This is a genomic window from Gilliamella sp. B3783 (genome assembly GCF_026536125.1).
Taxonomy (GTDB): domain Bacteria; phylum Pseudomonadota; class Gammaproteobacteria; order Enterobacterales; family Orbaceae; genus Gilliamella.
Window position 1 is genome coordinate 177,757 of sequence record NZ_JAFNOU010000002.1, and the last position, 18,887, is coordinate 196,643.

Here is an 18,887-nt window from a genome sequence, read left to right on the forward strand (position 1 = left end):
TAAGGAAAATAGATATGGCAAAAACATTTAGCCGCTCATCACGAGTTGGGCATGAATTGCAAAAAGAGATTGCGATCATCTTACAACGAGAAATCAAAGATCCACGATTAGGAATGGTCACTGTTTCTGGCGTAGATATTTCGCGCGATCTTTCCTATGCCAAAGTATTTGTAACTTTTCTTAATGATGATGATCCACAAGTTATTGAGCAGGGACTAACTGTGCTTAATGATGCAAAAGGATATATCCGAACCTTAATTGGTAAAGCGATGCGTTTACGCATTATTCCTGAAATCAAATTCTTTTATGATGAGTCACTGGTTAAAGGAATGCAAATGTCTAATTTAGTGTCTGATGTGATTAGACAAGACAATGAACGGCATAAAGATTAACTAAAAAGTTAAAATTATACTTAGCAAATAATTATTAAAAAAACTTAAACCTTGAATATAAAGCACCAATGATGAATACAAAAAAAATTCGCCGTGACATTCACGGCGTTTTATTGTTAGATAAACCGCAAGGTATGACTTCTAATGATGCACTTCAAAAAGTAAAAAGGCTGTTCAATGCAAAAAAAGCAGGGCACACAGGTGCACTTGATCCTTTAGCAACAGGCATGTTACCAATTTGTTTTGGTGAGGCGACCAAATTTTCGCAATACCTGTTAGATTCAGACAAACGCTATCGCGTGGTTGCCCAGTTAGGCGAACGAACTGATACTTCAGATGCAGATGGTCAAATTATTTGTTCTAAAGTTGTTAATATTTCTCAATCACAAATTGATGAAGCATTAACGCATTTTCGTGGCGATATTTTACAAGTACCGACCATGTTTTCAGCATTAAAATATCAAGGTAAACCCCTATATGAGTACGCACGTCAAGGTATTGTGATTGAACGTGAAGCAAGGCCTATTACTGTCTACCAAAATCAATTTATTCAATTTAATCCAGATAATAACCAATTAACATTAGAAATACATTGCTCGAAGGGCACTTATATTCGAACCATTATTGATGATTTGGGCGAACTACTTGGCTGTGGCGCGCATGTTATTTATTTAAGACGTTTGCAAGTATCAAATTATCCGATTGATAAAATGATCAGCTTGGATGAATTACAACACATTACCGATAAACAAGCTTTACTTATGCCAGTGGATAGTCCTGTGCAAGATTATCCAAAAATTACTTTAACTGATATTCAAGGAAAAGACATATTGTTAGGCCGAAATATTGTACTTGATACATCAGTATCGAGCGAAACATTAGTTCGAATTTATCAAGAACAACAGTTTATCGGTATTGGTATACAAAAATTTAATCAACTATCACCAAAACGCCTGATATCAGTTTGATTATAGAACATCGTTGCCTAGATAATTTATGCTATTTATTGCTCGTAATATCGGGTAAAGTTAAAGTTGATGTTAATCATTAATAAAAACGAGGTTCTGCTTCTATAATGTGATAGCTTTTAACGTTTTTTATAGCATTATCAATATGTTGACAAAGCAAATTAGCGGAATCTTGGCCCATTTTATACAATGGTTTATTTATTCGACTTAATTTATCTAATTCGTTATATTGCCTTGCACTTGCATGGCCCACATAGGTTATAGTAAGCGGACGAACTAGCTGAGCTTGACTTTCATGAGCTTGATGTAATGCACCTAAAACAACATGATAATCGGAAAGATGACATTGCAAATTATGATAATTCTTTTCTGGATAGCTCAAACTACTATTATCACCACAAATAATCGCTGAAGGTGGATTATTGCTATTGATTAGTTTTTTTACGGCAGCTCTGCCATGTTCATAACTAATGCAACGCTCAACAAGATAGTGAGGATTAAATTCTATATTTGCTCTGAGTAACGCTTGTTGATACCCTTGCAAAAAAAGTGTGGAACAAATTTTATTGTTATCATTCATCAAAATTGCGATTTTTTGATGTGCGTTTTCTAATAAATATTGCGTTATTTGGTAACCGATCATCAAATGATCAAAATAAACACAGGTAAAATTACGCGAAAAATGATTTATTAAAACAATTGGTGGCAATGCTTTTTTAAATTGTTCAAGCTCACTTAAGTAAGGTGCATCATTAATCACTAAAATTCCGGCAAAGGTGTTTTGGTTAATAAATTGAATTAAATGATGAATATCAGTTTTAGATTGGCATGGAAAGCGAAAATAAAATACTGTAAAACCTGCTTGTCTTAACGTCTGCTCCAGTCCATAGTTAATTAATGTATATGGTGTAAATTGATTATCCAAAACTAAAATGCGATTAGATTTATCAAAATGGCTATGAGGCTTTAAATTACAACTTATATCAATCTTTAACTCTTCAATCGCTCGGTAAACTTTAGATTGCGTTGTAACAGAGGTTAAATGAGGTTTTTTAAGCACCCTAGATACCGACGCAATCGATAAATTTGCCTGTTTGGCAATCACAGACAGTGTAGTTTTTTTCATAATAATTAAAGTAGCCTATTAAAATTATAATTACATTAATCAAGTTACTAAGTTCTGTAATTGATTTTGAGCGAATTTAGCGATCTGCCTTCCAAATAATTTTGACTATGTAGTAATTTTGTTAACTCAATTTATATTATTTAGATAATGTGTTTTTCGGTTAGGTAAAACTAGTTTGATTAAAGTAGTAAAAAGATCTGTTCTTTTTTTAGCAATTCAGCTAGCTAAAAAATAAATTTTATCATATTGTTATATTCCTGTGGATGCATGAATATTTATAGCAATAAGGAATAAGACCGAATATGTGCTACGCAAAATATGACGGCAAAGATATCACTTATAAAGATAAAGATCAGGTGTTAAAAAAAACAGGACTCAAAATAGAAGATCCAACGTTACCACCTAAAGACTTAATAAAATTAACAGGTACACTATCTGATTTTAAAGGGCTTTTTTGTTATACCCCACTTGCAGATGGTGCTTACATAAGTGAAGCACAAAAAGAAAAACAAAAAATTAAATTACAGAAGCGGGCATTACTGGCTACGTTAAATGGCAATACAGCTTTAGGTTTAGCCGCATTGGGTCATGCTAATGGGGGGGATCGTAGTAACATGTTTCCTGCGCAATATATTACCGCAAAACTTAATAATGATATTACCCTTAAAGGTTGGCTGGGTTATTATAAATTTAATGAGGGTGATCAAGTTGAAGTAGTCGCTGAAAAACATGATGATTATTATGAAGTGTATGCCATGTTAAAACCTAGCGAGCAAATTATTTCACTTATTCCGTTATGTTTTGCAGGTCGCAATCAAGCCTTAAAAATGTATTTTTGGCCAATGTTTATTTTTTACATTGTGTTAACTTTATTGATGACTTACCTTATTTTAGGCTTTTCTTTTGAGAATCTTTTCATTGGTTTTACTGTTACTGGTTTTTTATTTGGATCGGGGTGCTTAATCGTAAATAAAAACTCTATCGCTACCCATATAAAACTTGCAGAAAGAATTTTTACCCTTTTGGGATGGAAAGACGTAAGTAATATTAATTTATTAAAAGTGAGCAGACAATACATTGCTAAATTGATTGCTCAAAATAAGTATTCTTTAGAACCTCGCAAAAATACAGATGCTTATTCAAGACCTACAAAAAATGGTGATGGATTTTATTTTTTTTATTACGATCCTGAAGTGCTTTGTAAGGAAGAAGGTAACCCTTTATCAGAGGATAATAAAAAGACACAACATGAAGATGGTCAATAATGGTTTAAAAATGAGTCGGTTGTTTTTCGGGTGTTGAAATAGTAATAAGGAATAAGACCGAATATGTGCTATGCAAAATATGACGGCAAAGATATCACTTATAAAGATAAAGATCAGGTGTTAATAAAAACAGGACTCAAAATAGAAGATCCAACGTTGCCACCTAAAAATTTAGTAAAATTAACAGGTACATTATCTGATTTTAAGGGGATTTTTTGTTTTGCTCAAGTTGGTGATGGCGCTTATTTAAGTGAAGAACAAAAAGAAAAACAAAAAATTAAATTACAGAAGCGGGCATTACTGGCTACGTTAAATGGCAATACAGCTTTAGGTTTAGCCGCATTGGGACATGCTAATGGGGGTGATCGTAGTAACTTGTTTCCTGCGCAATATATTACCGCCAAACTTAATAATGAAATTACCCTTAAAGGTTGGCTGGGATTTTATAAATTTAATGATGGTGATCAAGTTGAAGTAATTGCTGAAAAACATGAGGATTATTATGAAGTCTATGCCATGTTAAAACCTAGTGAGCAAATTATTTCGATCATTCCTCCTTGTGTGGGCGGACGTAATCAGGCTTTAAAACATTATTTTTTCCCAACGCTTATATTTTATATTTTCTGTGGAGTATTGATGAACTATTTTTTCTTAGATTTTAGTTTGGAGAATATTTTCATAGGTTTCGGGACTTTAGGTATAATGTTTGGATTGGCTGTCTTAATTGTATGTAAAAATTGCATTGCAACCCATATTACTCTTGCTGAAAAAATTTTTAATTTATTAGGTTGGCAAGATGTCATTAATATTAATTTACCCAAAATAAGTAAACAATATATTGTTAAATTGATGGCTTTAGGTAAATATTCAAATGATTATAATAATAAAATAGATCCGTATTTTAGACCGCCTAAATCTGGTGTTGGTTGGAGTTTTTATTATTACGATCCAGAAATCCTTTGTAAGGAAGAAAGCAAACCTTTAGCAGAGGATAATAAAAAGACACAACATGAAGATGATCAATAATGATTTAAAAGTGAGTCGATTTTTTTTAGGGTGTTAAAATAGCAATAAGGAATAAGACCGAATATGTGCTATGCAAAATATGACGGCAAAGATATCACTTATAAAGATAAAGATCAGGTGTTAATAAAAACAGGACTCAAAATAGAAGATCCAACGTTGCCACCTAAAAATTTAGTAAAATTAACAGGTACATTATCTGATTTTAAGGGGATTTTTTGTTTTGCTCAACTTGGTGATGGCGCTTATTTAAGTGAAGAACAAAGAGAAAAACAGAAAGCCAAACTTCAAAAAGGTGCTTTACTTGCTACTTTGAATGGTAATACTGCAGCAGGGCTCGCGGCTTTGGGACATGCTGAAGGTGGTGATCGTAGTAACTTGTTTCCTGCGCAGTATATTACCGCCAAACTTAATAATGATATTACCCTTAAAGGTTGGCTGGGTTTTTATAAATTTAATGAGGGTGATCAAGTTGAAGTAGTCGCTGAAAAACATGATGATTATTATGAAGTGTATGCTATGTTAAAACCCAGTGAGCATATTATTTCAATAATTCCACTTTGTTTAGGTGGTCGAAAACAATTGTTTAAATACTTTAAATTACCTCTTTTTTTATTCTATGTGATTTTTACCGCAATTATTTTATATTTTTTCGGTAGTTTTAATTTAGACGATATTGTTAGTGCATACATCGGCTCCGGAATTCTTTTTGGTCCTGCTTACTTTTTATTATACAAAAAATCAATATCAACTTTTGCTTTACTTTCAGAACAAATTTTTACAGTTTTAGGGTGGCAAAATGTCGCTAATATAAACTTAATCTCCATAAGTAGACAATATGTTAAGAAATTAATAGCTAGTGGTAAATATTCATATGTGTACAACGATCTTATTGATCAATACATTAAACCAACTAAATCTGGTGAAGGACTTTATTTTTTTTATTACGATCCTGAAGTGCTTTGTAAGGAAGAAGGTAAACCTCTATCAGATAATAATAAAAAGACACAACATGAAGATGGTCAATAATGGTTTAAAAATGAGTCGGTTGTATTTAGGCTGTTGAAATAGTAATAAGGAATAGGACCGAATATGTGCTATGCAAAATATGACGGCAAAGATATCACTTATAAAGATAAAGATCATGTGTTAAAAAAAACAGGGCTTAAAATAGAAGATCCAACGTTGCCACCTAAAGACTTAGTAAAATTAACAGGCACACTATCTGATTTTAAAGGACTTTTTTGTTATGCTCCAGTTGGTGATGGCGCTTATTTAAGTGAAGAACAAAAAGAAAAACAAAAAATTAAATTACAGAAGCGGGCATTACTGGCTACGTTAAATGGCAATACAGCTTTAGGTTTAGCCGCATTGGGCCATGCTAATGGCGGTGACCGAAGTAATTATTTTCGAGCACAATACATTACTGCCAAACTTAATAATGAAATTACCCTTAAAGGTTGGCTGGGTTTTTATAAATTTAATGAGGGTGATCAAGTTGAAGTAATTGCTGAAAAACGTGATGATTATTACGAGGTTTATGCCATGTTAAAACCCAGCGAGCAAATTATTTCACTTATTCCATTATGTTTTGCAGGTCGCAATCAAGCTTTAAAAATGTATTTTTGGCCAATGTTTATTTTTTACATTGTGTTAACTTTATTGATGACTTACCTTATTTTAGGCTTTTCTTTTGAGAATCTTTTCATTGGTTTTACTGTTACTGGTTTATTATTTGGATCGGCTTGTTTACTTGTAAACAAAAACTCAATCGCCACTCATATAAAACTTGCCGAAAGAATTTTTAAATTATTAGGTTGGAAAGATATTGCAAATATAAATTTAACTAAAATAAGTAAACAATATGTTGTTAAATTAACGATGCTAGGTAAATACTCAAGTGCATATAATTATAATACAGATCCATATATTAGACCGCCTAAATCAGGCGCAGGTTGGAGTTTTTATTATTACGATCCAGAAATCCTTTGTAAGGAAGAAAGCAAATCTTTAGCAGAGGATAATAAAAAGACACAACATGAAGATGATCAATAATGGTTTAAAAATGAGTCGGTTGTTTTTAGAGTGTTAAAATAGCAATAAGGAATAAGACCGAATATGTGCTACGCAAAATATGATGGCAAAGATATCACTTATAAAGATAAAGAACAGGTGTTAAAAAAAACAGGGCTTAAAATAGAAGATCCAACGTTGCCACCTAAAGACTTAATAAAATTAACAGGTACACTATCTGATTTTAAAGGACTTTTTTGTTATGCTCAACTTGGTGATGGCGCTTATTTAAGTGAAGCACAAAAAGAAAGACAGAAAGCCAAACTTCAAAAAGGTGCTTTACTTGCTACGTTAAATGGCAATACCGCAGCGGGACTTGCAGCATTGGGGCGTGCTAATGGTGGCGACCGCAGTAATTATTTTCGAGCACAATACATTACTGCCCAACTTAATAATAATATTACCCTCAAAGGTTGGCTGGGTTATTATAAATTTAATGAGGGTGATCAAGTTGAAGTGATAGCCGAGAAACGTGATGATTATTATGAAGTCTATGCCATGTTAAAACCCAGCGAGCAAATTATTTCTATTATCCCCCTCTGTTATGCTGGTCGCAATCAAGCTTTTAAAGCTTGGTTTTGGATAGTATTTATATGTTATATCATTTGTGTATTATTAATGAATTATTTTGTTTTAGACTTTTCTTTCGAAAATCTTTTAATCGGATTTAGTTCGCTTGGTTTACTCATCGGACCGGCTTCAGTAATTGTTAAGAGAAATTCAATTGCTACTCATATAAAACTTGCGGAAAGAATTTTCACTCTTTTAGGATGGAAAAATGTCAAAAATATTAATTTAATTACTGTAAGTAAACAATATATCGATAAATCAATTACTCAAGGGAAAGTTTTAACTGATTGGCAGCAAGATACAGATCCATATATAAAACCTTCCCTAAGTGGTAATGGGTGGTACTTTTTTTATTATGATCCTGAAGTGCTTTGTAAGGAAGAAGGTAACCCTTTATCAGAGGATAATAAAAAGACACAACATGAAGATGGTCAATAATGGTTTAAAAATGAGTCGGTGGTTTTTAGGGTGTTGAAATAGCAATAAGGAATAAGACCGAATATGTGCTATGCAAAATATGACGGCAAAGATATCACTTATAAAGATAAAGATCAGGTGTTAAAAAAAACAGGACTCAAAATAGAAGATCCAACATTGCCACCTAAAGACTTAATAAAATTAACAGGTACACTAACTGATTTTAAAGGGCTCTTTTGTTATGCTCCACTTGCTGATGGCGCTTATTTAAGTGAAGAACAAAGAGAAAAACAAAAAGCTAAATTACAAAGAGGCGCTTTACTTGCTACATTAAACGGTAATACCGCAGCAGGGCTCGCGGCTTTGGGTCATGCTAATGGCGGTGATCTTAGTAATTATGTTAAAGCACAATATATTACTGCCAACTTGATAATGATATTACCCTTAAAGGTTGGCTGGGTTTTTATAAATTTAATAAGGGTGATCAAGTTGAAGTAATTGCTGAAAAACGTGATGATTATTACGAGGTTTATGCCATGTTGAAACCCAGTGAGCAAATTATTTCTCTTATCCCACCATGCTATGCTGGGCGTAACCAAGCTTTAAAAGTTTGTTTTTGGCCTGCGTTAATATTTTATATTTTTTGTGTATTATTAATGAATTATCTTGTTTTAGACTTTTCTTTGGAAAATCTTTTCATCGGTTTTAGTTCGCTTGGTTTACTAATTGGATCGGCTTGTTTAATCGTAAGAAAAAACTCTATAGCTACCCATATAAAGCTTGCAGAAAGAATTTTTACTCTTCTGAAATGGAAGAACGTTAATAATATTAATTTAGACAAAATAAGTAAAAACTATATAACCAAATTAATTGTTCAGGGAAAATATTTAACTGATTGGAATTTCGATGTTGATTGGTGTATTAGGCCATCTAAAGATGGCTGTGGATGGTTCTTTTTTTATTATGATCCTGAAGTGCTTTGTAAGGAAGAAGGTAACCCTTTATCCGAGGATAATAAAAAGACACAACATGAAGATGGTCAATAATGGTTTAAAAATGAGTCGGTTGTTTTTAGGGTGTTGAAAGAGTAATAAGGAAGAAGGACTAATATGCTCTATGCAAAAAATAGGGTAACAATTAATGATTTCCTATCAATTTTGAAAACATAAAAAGTTTTAACTTTTTTAAAAAGATATATGACGTTTACTAATAGGAGTTTTTCCGAATAATTTATAAAAATAAGGTAATAGTAATAAAAAAAATAATCAATTCTAAAATTCTATTATAGAATTAAAAACTATTAATTTTAATCAATGTTGGCGAATGATAATTACATTACCCTATAGTTTATATAGACTATTTGGTTAAACATAAATGGGTTAGAAATACTACATCATGTTTGTTATGATCTTTTGCGCTATCTTAGATAAGATAATGGTATAATAGCCTATACTTTTTTTAATTAGGTTTAAGATATGTCTGCATGGAATATTGCGATTGTTGGTGCGACAGGGCAAGTTGGTTCTGCATTAGTTGAATTGTTACAACAAGATAACTTAGCACAAGCTAATCGATTCGAAATTGAAAATCTTTATTTAGTTGGCAGTGATAATAGTGAAGGCGAAATTGTACGTTTTTCGGGTAAAAATTTAACGGTTGTTGATAGTAATCAAATGGATTGGGGACAATGCCATTTTGCTTTTTTTGTTGCGGGTGTTAAAACCAGTGAAACGTATGCGCAGATAGCAGCACAATCGGGCTGTATTGTGATTGATGCAAGTGGTTATTTTGTCGATGAAGATCATATACCTTTAGTCGTTCCTAAGGTAAATAATAATGTATTAACTGAGTATCGTAATGAAAATATCATTGCTGTTGCTAGTGCGACAGTCTGCCAATTATTGCGTTGTATTACACCTTTGACAGATATTGAATTACTTACCAATTTGCATGTTACTAATTTTATTCCATCCTCTTTATATGGTAAATCAGGGGTTGATGAATTAGCGGGGCAGAGTGCTCGGTTGTTAAATGGTATGCCAGTTGAAAATGCCATATTTGATAATCAATTAGCCTTTAATTTGTTACCGATTTCTCATCAAACTGAGCATTTGACACTCAGCGAAAAATCACAAGTAAATCAAATTCGCAAAGTAATGAATAATTATCAATTGCCGGTATCAATTGAATCGATCATTGTTCCAGTTTTTTATGGGCTTGCGCAATCAGTCAATGTGTCAAGTAGTTTACCCATTGAATTAGACATGACACGTTTTAATGACTATGACGTCGAAGTGCGACATGATGATTTACCTACCCCTGTTACCGAGGTCAATACTGAATCTGAAGATAAATTAACCATAAAATTAGCTAATCTAAGGCACAGCTATGGTAATTATGAGCAAATTCAATATTGGTCAGTTGCAGATAATATTCGTTATTTAGGCGCTTTGATGCTGATAGAGACCCTCGAGATACTCATTAATGACTATCTGTAAAATTGCACTGGGTATTGAGTACGATGGTAGTGACTATTTTGGTTGGCAAAAGCAGCAGTCGCACGACTCTGTTCAAGAAAGGTTAGAAACGGCCTTATCGATTGTCGCTAATGAACCCATTACCGTTTTTTGCGCGGGCAGAACCGATGCCGGTGTGCATGCTACAGGGCAGGTGGTTCATTTTGAAACCCAAGCCCAACGTTCACACGGTGCCTGGACGATGGGGGTGAATTCGCATTTACCAACTAATATTGCTGTGCGGTGGTCACACTCAGTCGATGATAGTTTTCATGCGCGATTTAGTGCAACGGCAAGGCGGTATCGTTATGTGATTTATAATCATCGTTATCGACCGGCAATTTTAGCTAAAGGTGTTTCTCATTATTATTTGCCATTGAATGAAACATTAATGCATCAAGCTGCGCAATATTTATTAGGTGAAAATGATTTTACATCATTTAGAGCGGCTCAGTGTCAGTCATTAACCCCTTGGCGTAATATTCATCATATTGAAGTGACAAGGCAAGCTGAATATATTATTGTGGATATCAAAGCGAATGCTTTTGTGCATCATATGGTACGTAATATTGTAGGCAGTTTAATCGAGGTCGGTGCAGGCAATCAGCAGCCACAATGGATTCTTGATTTGCTCAAAGCTAAAGATCGAACACTCGCTGCTGCAACAGCAAAACCGGAAGGGTTGTATTTGGTTCAAGTGGACTATCCATCGAAATATCAGATCCCCAATTCTTTTTTAGGTCCATTATTTTTACATTAAGCATAATTGCTTATAACTAATCCAATTTAACTAAAAAGATGAATGCAATGAATACTGATGATATCAATTCCAGTAAAGATGATAAAAATAAAGAAACAAAAAAATCAAAACTGCATAATATCAAATTGCCACCACACTCTATTGAAGCAGAACAAGCCGTGCTTGGCAGTTTAATGCTTGATAATCAACGATGGGATGTTGTGGCTGAAATGATTACTGAGCGCGATTTTTATTCTCGTCATCATCAATTAATTTTTTCAGAAATGCATACTTTGGTCGGTAAAGGTACGCCAATTGATTTAATTACACTATCGGAAAGTTTAGAAAGTAAGGATATTCTTGCTGATGTTGGCGGATTTGCCTATTTGGCTGAACTTTCAAAAAATACCCCAAGTGCAATTAATGTCGTTGCTTACAGTGATATTATTCGTCAGCAAGCGATTTTACGTGAACTGATTAGCGCATCAAATGATATTGCTGATAACTGTTATGCAACTGAAGGGCGAGATAGTAGCGAAATTTTAGATTTAGCCGAAAGTAAAATATTCCAAATAGCGGAAAGCCGAACAAAACAGGGTGAAGGACCGAAGAGTATTACCGATGTACTCGAGGCAACGGTTGCCAAAATTGAAGAACTCTTTCAGCGTCCACACGACGGAGTGACAGGTGTTTCAACCGGATTTATTGATTTAGATAAGAAAACAGCTGGTTTACAACGTTCAGATCTTATTATTATTGCAGCAAGACCATCGATGGGTAAAACGACTTTTGCTATGAATTTGTGTGAAAATGCAGCAATGATGCAAGAAAAGCCTGTGCTGATTTTCAGTTTAGAAATGCCCTCAGAACAGATTATGATGCGTATGTTGGCATCGCTCTCTCGGGTTGATCAAACACGTATTCGAACAGGTCAGCTGAAAGATGATGATTGGGCCAGAATATCGAGTACGATGGGATTGCTTTTAGAGAAAAAAAATATCTATATTGATGATTCATCGGGACTTACCCCTATGGAATTACGCTCAAGAGCAAGACGTATTTATCGTGAACATAAAGGTTTGAGTATGATTATGGTCGACTATTTACAGCTTATGCGTGTTCCTAATATGTCTGAAAATCGAACCTTAGAAATCGCTGAAATTTCACGTTCTTTAAAAGCATTAGCGAAAGAATTACAGATTCCTGTTGTTGCTTTATCACAACTTAATCGTAGTTTGGAACAGCGAGCAGACAAAAGACCGGTTAACTCGGACTTACGTGAGTCAGGTTCCATTGAACAAGATGCCGATGTGATTATGTTTATCTATCGTGATGAAGTTTATAATGAGACTTCAGAACATAAAGGTATTGCCGAAATTATTTTAGGTAAGCAACGTAATGGTCCTATTGGTAAAGTCAGATTAAAGTTCCAAGGCCAGTTTTCGCGCTTTGATAATTACGCCGATTCAAGTAAATATTTGGATGACGAGTAATTACTTTTATATTGCTGATATAGATGCGCAAATGGTTGATTTTAAACATTTGCGCAAGTTCAGTTAGTTTTGTGTTCTTTTATAAACGACATATTGATAAACCTGTGCTATAACAAAAATAATTGCTTGTAAAATAACAATGCAGGCACTGGTGGATGCGTCTGAATAGTAGCTAATCAATGTGCCTGTCAATGTTGAAAATACCGAAACGATAACAGCAATAATCAACATCATATCAAAACGTTTAGTGAGTAAAAATGCAGTAATGCCAGGGGAAATTAACATGGCAATCACTAAAATCACCCCAGCAGCTTTGAGTGAACCGACTATGGTTAAAGCAAGAACACTGAGCAAACCATAATGTAATAAGCGAACGGGTAATCCGATCACTTGAGCCTGTATTGCATCAAAGCAATATAGCATAAGATCTCGACGTTTTATAATGATTAAAATTGAAACTGTGGCAGCAATTAAGATGATTTGTTTTAATTCATCGTAACTTGTCCCAAGCACACTGCCAAATAAAATATGATTTAGATGTTGTGATGTGTCGACTTTTGAAAAAAGCACTAAGCCAAAAGCAAACATGCCTGAAAAGACAATGCCCATTACCGTATCTTCTTTAATTCGGCTATGTTCTTTAATGTAGCCAGTTGCCACAGAGCAACATAAGCCAGAAACAAATGCACCAATGATAATTGGAATGCCTGCTAAATAAGCTAACACAATCCCAGGTAATACAGCATGCGAGATGGCATCGCCCATTAATGACCAACCTTTTAAAACCAAAAAGCAAGAAAGTAGTGCACAAACTATACCTGTTGCCATGGCGGCTAAAATAGCACGTTGGATAAAGGGCAAGGTTAATGGATAATAGATAAAATCCCATAATTCTGTCATACATTTGCCCCTTTCTTTAACTTTGATTGTTTTATTTTTCGCTTATTAGAAATTAAGCCTTGTCTAGGTGCAAATAAAAATGCAGTCATAAAAACTAAGGTTTGTAGTGTAACAATTACACCACCGGTTTCACCATTGAGAAAATAGCTAATCCAAGCACCTATTGCACTGGTTGATGCACCAATCACGACCGAAATAATTAATAGATGTGAAAAACGATTCGTTAATAGGTAAGCCGTTGCACCAGGGGTGACGACCATTGCGATAACTAAAATTGCGCCCACCGTTTGCAAAGCGGCTACTGTGCAAGCACTTAAAATAGTGAAAAAAAGAATTTTTAATTGTAAGGGTTTTAAACCAATTGATCTGGCATGAGTTTCATCAAAGAAAACAACTAACAAATCTTTCCAAAACAACAGTAATAGTATAAATGACACTAAAATAATAATTTGTACTTGCCACATATCACTATCGTCAATGCCAAGAATATTACCAAAAATGATAGTTTGCACATTAACGGAAGTTGGATTGAGTGAAATAATTAACAGGCCGACAGCAAAAAAAGTAGAAAAGATAAAACCAATAATTGCATCTTCTTTTAATCGAGTAATGGTGCGCACAATAATAATGGCCAGTGCGGCAAGTAATCCTGTAAAAAAAGCGCCGACAGAATAGGGTAGCCCAAGCGCATAGGCACCGGCAACACCTGGTACTACTGAGTGGGAAAGTGCATCCCCCATTAGTGACCAGCCTTTTAGCATTAAAAAAGCCGATAAAAACGCACAGGCGGCCCCTACAATGCTACTTACCCAAATGGCTTTAAACATAAAGCTATAAGTAAAAGGTTCAAGTAGGAATTCCATTTATTGTTGTCCTTTTGGTTCATTACCTTGCTGTTCAACAAGTAAATTTTGATGAGGTGAATCATCCTTACCTTCACCATAAAAAATCGCTGCACGTTCGTCATCGGTTAGTATCGATACTTTACGCGGATCTTCGTCTTCATGTAATTGAGCACCAGATAGACTTAAATAACGTAATGCACCACCAAAGGTTGTCATTAAATTCTGAGGAGTAAATGTGGTTTTAGTTGGACCAAATGCCAGAACAGTTTGATTAATCAACACCACCTGATCACAAAATTCAGGCACACTGCCTAAATTATGGGTTGATACTAAAATTAAATGCCCTTCTTTACGTAGCGCTTTAAGCAAATCAATGATTGCATTTTCTGTTTTAACATCAACACCGGTAAAGGGTTCATCTAATAGCAATACTTTTCCTTGCTGAGCCAATGCTCGAGCTAAAAAAACACGTTTTTTTTGCCCACCTGAAAGTTCACCAATCTGTCGATGTTTAAAATCAAGCATATTGACGCGTTCAAGTGCAATATCAACTTGTTTTTTATCTTCCTGACTCGGAATACGAAAAAAAGACATATGCCCGTATCGTCCCATCATCACAACATCAGAAACTAAAACTGGGAAGTCCCAATCAACTTCTTCAGTCTGTGGAACGTAAGCAATGATATTTTGCTTTAATGCCTGCCTTACTGGAATATTATTAAATGTTACGTGTCCTTGAGTTGGTTTGATCATTCCCATAATACTTTTAAACAAAGTCGATTTACCGCTTCCATTTACGCCAACAAGGGCACATATAGTGCCGCCATTGAGCTTAAAACTGGCATCATGAATTGCGGTATGACCATTATTATAAGTCACGGTAATATCATCAACATTTAGGCAAATTTGAGTCATTATTTTTCAAATCCTTTAGCTATTGTTTCAACAGTAACTTTTAATAAATCAATATATGTAGGTACCGGCCCATCTTTTGTTGATAAAGAATCGACGTATAAAACGCCTCCATATTTGGCACCGGTTTCCTTGCTTACTTGTTTTGCTGGTTTATCTGAAATGGTACTTTCGCTAAATAATACAGGAATGTTTTTTGCTTTGACTAAGTCGATAAGATTTTTAACTTGTTTTGGTGTTCCTTGTTGTTCTGCATTAATGGGCCATAAGTAAGCTTCTTTTAAATTATAATCTCGAGCTAGATAGCTAAAAGCCCCTTCACTGGTTACTAACCAACGTTGAGCATCAGGAATTTTAGTTAAACGTTCACGTAGTGGGGCATCAAGCGCTTTTATCTTGGCAATATAGTCAGCTGCATTTTGGTTATAAATATCAGCATGTTTAGGATCATATTTAACAAACGCTGCGCGAATATTTTCTATATAAGTTAAAGCAAGTGTCGGAGACATCCAAGCATGAGGATTTGGGTTACCTTTATAACTACCTTCTTGAATTGGCATCGGTTCAATACCTTCAGTAACTACAACAGAGGGCACATCTTTAATATCTTCAAAAAAACGTTTAAACCATAATTCTAAGTTAAGACCATTCCATAATACTAAATCAGCAGAAAGGGCTTTAGTAATATCTTGTGGTGTCGGATCGTATTCGTGGATTTCGGCCCCCACTTTAGTGATCGATTCAACATCAGCGGCATCACCGGCGACGTTTTGGGCCATATCTTGGATCACGGTAAAAGTTGTCACGACTTTAAATTTTTTTTCGGCTGCTTGGGCTGAACAAAATAGTCCAGCAATTATAATTAACGATGACAGTATCGTCCTAAATACTGTTTTATTATTGTTATTGAATAAATTAAATTCCATTATCAGCTCCTGTTGTATAACATACTAGAAATCAATTAAATAGTAACAAAGTCGTGAGTTGTTATATCTGATATAATCATTAGAAATAGTTATCTTTTTTTACATAAATATTATTATTTAAATGTTAATGAGAATTATTATCATTTAAATAATAAATGTCAAATTATTTTTACTTAGCGGGAATAAATATTTCCCCATTTATCTATATGAATTCATTCTAAATAAAAACGTTGTAAAATAGCAGACTATGTTCTCTATTTGAGCAATAGATGATACGGTAAGAAACGTGCTGATTTATTGAGATAAAAATCACATTCATATGATTTAGAATGTGATTTTTAGTTTTCATATTATAATGCGGCTTTATGGTCTGGTTAGATTAAAAAGAATAACGGTAACCACCATTCACTTGTAGTAAATCAAATCGATTACCCGTAGAGCTTTCGACATCAAGGTAAATAGTATGTGCTTTATTAACTTGAGCACTTACACCTATGCTGTTATTCCACCAGTTTCCTTCAAATGAATGGCTCTCTTTATTTCCATTTAGTTTGTAGTAAGTATCGCCATCAAATTCCCGAACAATGCCTGTTTTAGCATAAAGGTTAATGTTGCTATTTTCGGTATTGACTTGATAACCAAACAATGCAGAAGCACGACCAATTAATGAGTTATAGTTACCTAATTTGACGTTAAGCCCGTTGGTTGCATTAATTGATGTACCATTTTGGTGGCTATAAGCGATTTGCGTTTGTGGTTCAATATAAAAATCGTTAATTTGATATTTTTTACCTAGCTCTAATGATACGCCAAGTCCATTGGTATGACCGGTACCCTGAACGCGATTATCAGCAGTATCTTTCACTTTGAAATGATTTTTTTGACGTGCATATTTTGCTACACCATCTAGGTAAAAACCACTTTCATCTAAATACGTTGTATAAAGCCCTGTATTAAATGATCTTAAAGAGCCGTCGCCTTTACGGTAGTCAGGATCACCATAAGTTTGACCAACAAAAGCACCTATTACAAACGGCGTGTTTTCTGATAACTGTTTATCGGCACCGAACTGGAATCCATGATAATTCATGTCAAACTTACTTAATTTTCCGCTCGAAAATGAATCTAATTTTCCAGAAAAGCCCCTTAACCAAACATCGCCAAACGTACCACTATTCCGCATATCACCTAAACGTTTCAGTAATGTTTGTGTTTCAACATAACTCATTAAATAGTTGGCATTAAGGAATCCAGCACTGGCATTTGCTGTTGTTGTAATTTGTGGTTTTGAGCTTGTGTTATTATCATTTTTATCTGTATTAGTAACAGTGCCATTACTCACTAATACCCAATTATTTCCATCTTTAGTTAAATGGTATTTGTATCCACCTAACTCAACTTGATGATCGGTTTTAAATTCAGCGGTGCTGGTTGCATTTTCATCAATGTCTACCAATGTTAATTTTTCTTGTCCTGTGGTTTTTGAAGAGCCATTATTAATCAAATTAAGAGTGTGATGGCCTTCAGCTGAGTTTTTGATAATGAGTTTATCACTTTTTTCAGCAGCGATATCGGTACTCATTGTGAAATTTAATGCACCTTTTAGGTTTTCAACAGTTAAATTTTTGAAAGAAGGCGATCGAGTTTGAGTATTGTGATCAAATGTAACCGACCCGGCACCTGATAATTGCGTGATATAGGAATTAAAATCTTCGTCTTCCTCTTCTTCATCATCTCTATCGAGTATATTCCAAAGGGCACCTTTACTTAGATCAATATTGATAAATCCGGGATGGGCTTTTCCGTCATCCGTATCTGAGTCTAAAAATTGATCACTACTGTCTGCTGTACCAATAAATTGAGAATTTTCTGCTAATTTCAAATTGATGGTTGCATTGCTAAATGCATTCAAATTACCTTCAATTCTAGAACCTGATATTAGATCAAGGTCTATTAAACTATTTTCATCAGATTCAATATCTCCTTTGATCATTGATCTATTTTTGATGGTTATTGTTCCTGAACCATTGGCTTCAAGATCACCAATAATATGAGATTCTCCATTAACTATTACTGATCCTCCATGACTAAAAATAGCAGAACCTCTATCATCTGGATCTTGGCTGTTGGTCATACTTAATCTTGTTGTACCATTGAATATAACTGTACTAGAATTTAGTGCAACTACAGCGTCATCATAATGTGTACTTTCTAAATTAACAGTAACATCATTATTAAATATAGTTAACGTAGGTTGTTGAGGTTCTCTGGTATCAGATAGCCCTACTTTAATACCAGTGAAATCAGAGTGATTTACATTATTAATATCCTTTTCAGAAAGATTTACCGTTACTTTGTTGTCAAAAGTAACATTGCTTCCTTCTGAAATTGCAATCCCAAAAAACGAATCGCTGTATAGGCCAGCTCCATGTTTACTTACTGAGTGAGTTTTTGGAACATTTATTTCTTCGGTAATAACTTGATTTCCATTTACATCTAAACCCCATGTGGTCAATGGCGTAAACAATCCTAAACCTAACGCTATTTTTATGTTTTGTCTTAAATTCATTGTTCTATTCCTTATAATCATAATACAGAATCAAGTGGTGAAAATTTACTCAAACGCGTCAAATAATACACGATTATTCAAGTTTATAAAAACATTTTGTGCTTTACTTTTCTTTACAAAAGATAGGGGTAATATGAAGAATAAAAACTGATT

At 34.2% G+C, this 18,887-nt stretch carries 18 protein-coding genes; 12 read left to right on the forward strand and 6 right to left on the reverse strand.

Annotation, left to right across the window (positions count from 1 at the left end; genetic code table 11):
* Positions 1 to 14: 14 nt before the first annotated feature.
* Together rbfA and truB are read left to right on the forward strand one after the other, a co-directional pair.
* Positions 15 to 392, forward strand: a complete 378-nt coding sequence (rbfA, locus tag J3U59_RS03200; RefSeq protein WP_065798776.1) for a 30S ribosome-binding factor RbfA — start codon at positions 15 to 17, stop codon at positions 390 to 392.
* Between the two features lie 68 nt (positions 393 to 460).
* Positions 461 to 1,360: a tRNA pseudouridine(55) synthase TruB gene (gene truB, locus J3U59_RS03205; RefSeq protein ID WP_416379568.1), complete on the forward strand. Its 900-nt coding sequence runs from the start codon at positions 461 to 463 to the stop codon at positions 1,358 to 1,360.
* Between the two features lie 79 nt (positions 1,361 to 1,439).
* Here truB and J3U59_RS03210 read toward each other — a convergent pair whose 3' ends face one another.
* Complete coding sequence (locus J3U59_RS03210) at positions 1,440 to 2,486, reverse strand: LacI family DNA-binding transcriptional regulator (protein WP_267333385.1); 1,047 nt, start codon at positions 2,484 to 2,486, stop codon at positions 1,440 to 1,442.
* A gap of 302 nt (positions 2,487 to 2,788) precedes the next feature.
* On the opposite strand from J3U59_RS03210, the gene J3U59_RS03215 reads away from it, so the two are divergent.
* The 10 genes from J3U59_RS03215 to dnaB all read left to right on the forward strand — a co-directional run bounded on the left by J3U59_RS03215 (position 2,789) and on the right by dnaB (position 12,582).
* Positions 2,789 to 3,751, forward strand: a complete 963-nt coding sequence (locus J3U59_RS03215; protein ID WP_267333386.1) for a putative type VI secretion system effector — start codon at positions 2,789 to 2,791, stop codon at positions 3,749 to 3,751.
* A gap of 63 nt (positions 3,752 to 3,814) precedes the next feature.
* The gene (locus tag J3U59_RS03220; protein WP_267333387.1) at positions 3,815 to 4,777 is read left to right on the forward strand and encodes a putative type VI secretion system effector; all 963 of its coding nucleotides are present in this window, start codon (positions 3,815 to 3,817) and stop codon (positions 4,775 to 4,777) included.
* A gap of 63 nt (positions 4,778 to 4,840) precedes the next feature.
* Positions 4,841 to 5,803, forward strand: a complete 963-nt coding sequence (locus tag J3U59_RS03225) for a putative type VI secretion system effector (protein ID WP_267333388.1) — start codon at positions 4,841 to 4,843, stop codon at positions 5,801 to 5,803.
* 63 nt (positions 5,804 to 5,866) lie between these two features.
* Positions 5,867 to 6,829, forward strand: coding sequence for a putative type VI secretion system effector (locus J3U59_RS03230; protein ID WP_267333389.1), 963 nt, complete (start codon positions 5,867 to 5,869; stop codon positions 6,827 to 6,829).
* A gap of 63 nt (positions 6,830 to 6,892) precedes the next feature.
* Entirely contained in the window at positions 6,893 to 7,855 is a 963-nt protein-coding gene (locus tag J3U59_RS03235; RefSeq protein ID WP_267333390.1) for a putative type VI secretion system effector, read from the forward strand.
* 63 nt (positions 7,856 to 7,918) lie between these two features.
* Positions 7,919 to 8,332: a hypothetical protein gene (locus J3U59_RS03240; protein ID WP_267333391.1), complete on the forward strand. Its 414-nt coding sequence runs from the start codon at positions 7,919 to 7,921 to the stop codon at positions 8,330 to 8,332.
* Positions 8,290 to 8,880 carry a putative type VI secretion system effector gene (locus J3U59_RS03245; protein WP_323849492.1) on the forward strand — a complete coding sequence of 197 codons (591 nt, stop codon included), beginning with the start codon at positions 8,290 to 8,292 and terminating at the stop codon, positions 8,878 to 8,880. The genes J3U59_RS03240 and J3U59_RS03245 overlap by 43 nt, the downstream gene beginning before the upstream one ends.
* A gap of 429 nt (positions 8,881 to 9,309) precedes the next feature.
* On the forward strand, positions 9,310 to 10,332 hold the full coding sequence (locus tag J3U59_RS03250; RefSeq protein ID WP_267333393.1) for an aspartate-semialdehyde dehydrogenase: 1,023 nt from the start codon (positions 9,310 to 9,312) through the stop codon (positions 10,330 to 10,332).
* Complete coding sequence (gene truA / locus J3U59_RS03255; protein WP_267333394.1) at positions 10,319 to 11,110, forward strand: tRNA pseudouridine(38-40) synthase TruA; 792 nt, start codon at positions 10,319 to 10,321, stop codon at positions 11,108 to 11,110. The genes J3U59_RS03250 and truA overlap by 14 nt, the downstream gene beginning before the upstream one ends.
* 47 nt (positions 11,111 to 11,157) lie before the next feature.
* Positions 11,158 to 12,582, forward strand: coding sequence for a replicative DNA helicase (gene dnaB / locus J3U59_RS03260; RefSeq protein ID WP_267333395.1), 1,425 nt, complete (start codon positions 11,158 to 11,160; stop codon positions 12,580 to 12,582).
* A 63-nt stretch (positions 12,583 to 12,645) separates the two neighbouring features.
* On the opposite strand, the gene J3U59_RS03265 is transcribed toward dnaB, so the two are convergent.
* From J3U59_RS03265 to J3U59_RS03285, 5 genes are all read right to left on the reverse strand, one after another.
* Positions 12,646 to 13,482 carry a metal ABC transporter permease gene (locus J3U59_RS03265; RefSeq protein WP_267333396.1) on the reverse strand — a complete coding sequence of 279 codons (837 nt, stop codon included), beginning with the start codon at positions 13,480 to 13,482 and terminating at the stop codon, positions 12,646 to 12,648.
* Positions 13,479 to 14,345, reverse strand: a complete 867-nt coding sequence (locus J3U59_RS03270) for a metal ABC transporter permease (protein ID WP_267333397.1) — start codon at positions 14,343 to 14,345, stop codon at positions 13,479 to 13,481. The genes J3U59_RS03265 and J3U59_RS03270 overlap by 4 nt, the downstream gene beginning before the upstream one ends.
* Positions 14,346 to 15,242 carry a manganese/iron ABC transporter ATP-binding protein gene (locus J3U59_RS03275; protein WP_267333398.1) on the reverse strand — a complete coding sequence of 299 codons (897 nt, stop codon included), beginning with the start codon at positions 15,240 to 15,242 and terminating at the stop codon, positions 14,346 to 14,348.
* Entirely contained in the window at positions 15,242 to 16,165 is a 924-nt protein-coding gene (locus J3U59_RS03280; RefSeq protein WP_267333399.1) for a metal ABC transporter substrate-binding protein, read from the reverse strand. Before J3U59_RS03280 ends, J3U59_RS03275 begins: the two co-directional genes overlap by 1 nt.
* Before the next feature lie 379 nt (positions 16,166 to 16,544).
* Positions 16,545 to 18,734, reverse strand: coding sequence for an autotransporter outer membrane beta-barrel domain-containing protein (locus J3U59_RS03285; RefSeq protein WP_267333400.1), 2,190 nt, complete (start codon positions 18,732 to 18,734; stop codon positions 16,545 to 16,547).
* Positions 18,735 to 18,887 lie beyond the last annotated feature (153 nt).

What these genes read in the sequence shown, in the direction of transcription:
- rbfA (WP_065798776.1), top strand. Translation starts at nt 15, where the DNA reads ATGGCAAAAACATTTAGCCGCTCATCACGAGTTGGGCATGAATTGCAA.
- truB (WP_416379568.1), top strand. Translation starts at nt 461, where the DNA reads ATGATGAATACAAAAAAAATTCGCCGTGACATTCACGGCGTTTTATTG.
- J3U59_RS03210 (WP_267333385.1), bottom strand. Translation starts at nt 2,486, where the DNA reads ATGAAAAAAACTACACTGTCTGTGATTGCCAAACAGGCAAATTTATCG.
- J3U59_RS03215 (WP_267333386.1), top strand. Translation starts at nt 2,789, where the DNA reads ATGTGCTACGCAAAATATGACGGCAAAGATATCACTTATAAAGATAAA.
- J3U59_RS03220 (WP_267333387.1), top strand. Translation starts at nt 3,815, where the DNA reads ATGTGCTATGCAAAATATGACGGCAAAGATATCACTTATAAAGATAAA.
- J3U59_RS03225 (WP_267333388.1), top strand. Translation starts at nt 4,841, where the DNA reads ATGTGCTATGCAAAATATGACGGCAAAGATATCACTTATAAAGATAAA.
- J3U59_RS03230 (WP_267333389.1), top strand. Translation starts at nt 5,867, where the DNA reads ATGTGCTATGCAAAATATGACGGCAAAGATATCACTTATAAAGATAAA.
- J3U59_RS03235 (WP_267333390.1), top strand. Translation starts at nt 6,893, where the DNA reads ATGTGCTACGCAAAATATGATGGCAAAGATATCACTTATAAAGATAAA.
- J3U59_RS03240 (WP_267333391.1), top strand. Translation starts at nt 7,919, where the DNA reads ATGTGCTATGCAAAATATGACGGCAAAGATATCACTTATAAAGATAAA.
- J3U59_RS03250 (WP_267333393.1), top strand. Translation starts at nt 9,310, where the DNA reads ATGTCTGCATGGAATATTGCGATTGTTGGTGCGACAGGGCAAGTTGGT.
- truA (WP_267333394.1), top strand. Translation starts at nt 10,319, where the DNA reads ATGACTATCTGTAAAATTGCACTGGGTATTGAGTACGATGGTAGTGAC.
- dnaB (WP_267333395.1), top strand. Translation starts at nt 11,158, where the DNA reads ATGAATACTGATGATATCAATTCCAGTAAAGATGATAAAAATAAAGAA.
- J3U59_RS03265 (WP_267333396.1), bottom strand. Translation starts at nt 13,482, where the DNA reads ATGACAGAATTATGGGATTTTATCTATTATCCATTAACCTTGCCCTTT.
- J3U59_RS03270 (WP_267333397.1), bottom strand. Translation starts at nt 14,345, where the DNA reads ATGGAATTCCTACTTGAACCTTTTACTTATAGCTTTATGTTTAAAGCC.
- J3U59_RS03275 (WP_267333398.1), bottom strand. Translation starts at nt 15,242, where the DNA reads ATGACTCAAATTTGCCTAAATGTTGATGATATTACCGTGACTTATAAT.
- J3U59_RS03280 (WP_267333399.1), bottom strand. Translation starts at nt 16,165, where the DNA reads ATGGAATTTAATTTATTCAATAACAATAATAAAACAGTATTTAGGACG.
- J3U59_RS03285 (WP_267333400.1), bottom strand. Translation starts at nt 18,734, where the DNA reads ATGAATTTAAGACAAAACATAAAAATAGCGTTAGGTTTAGGATTGTTT.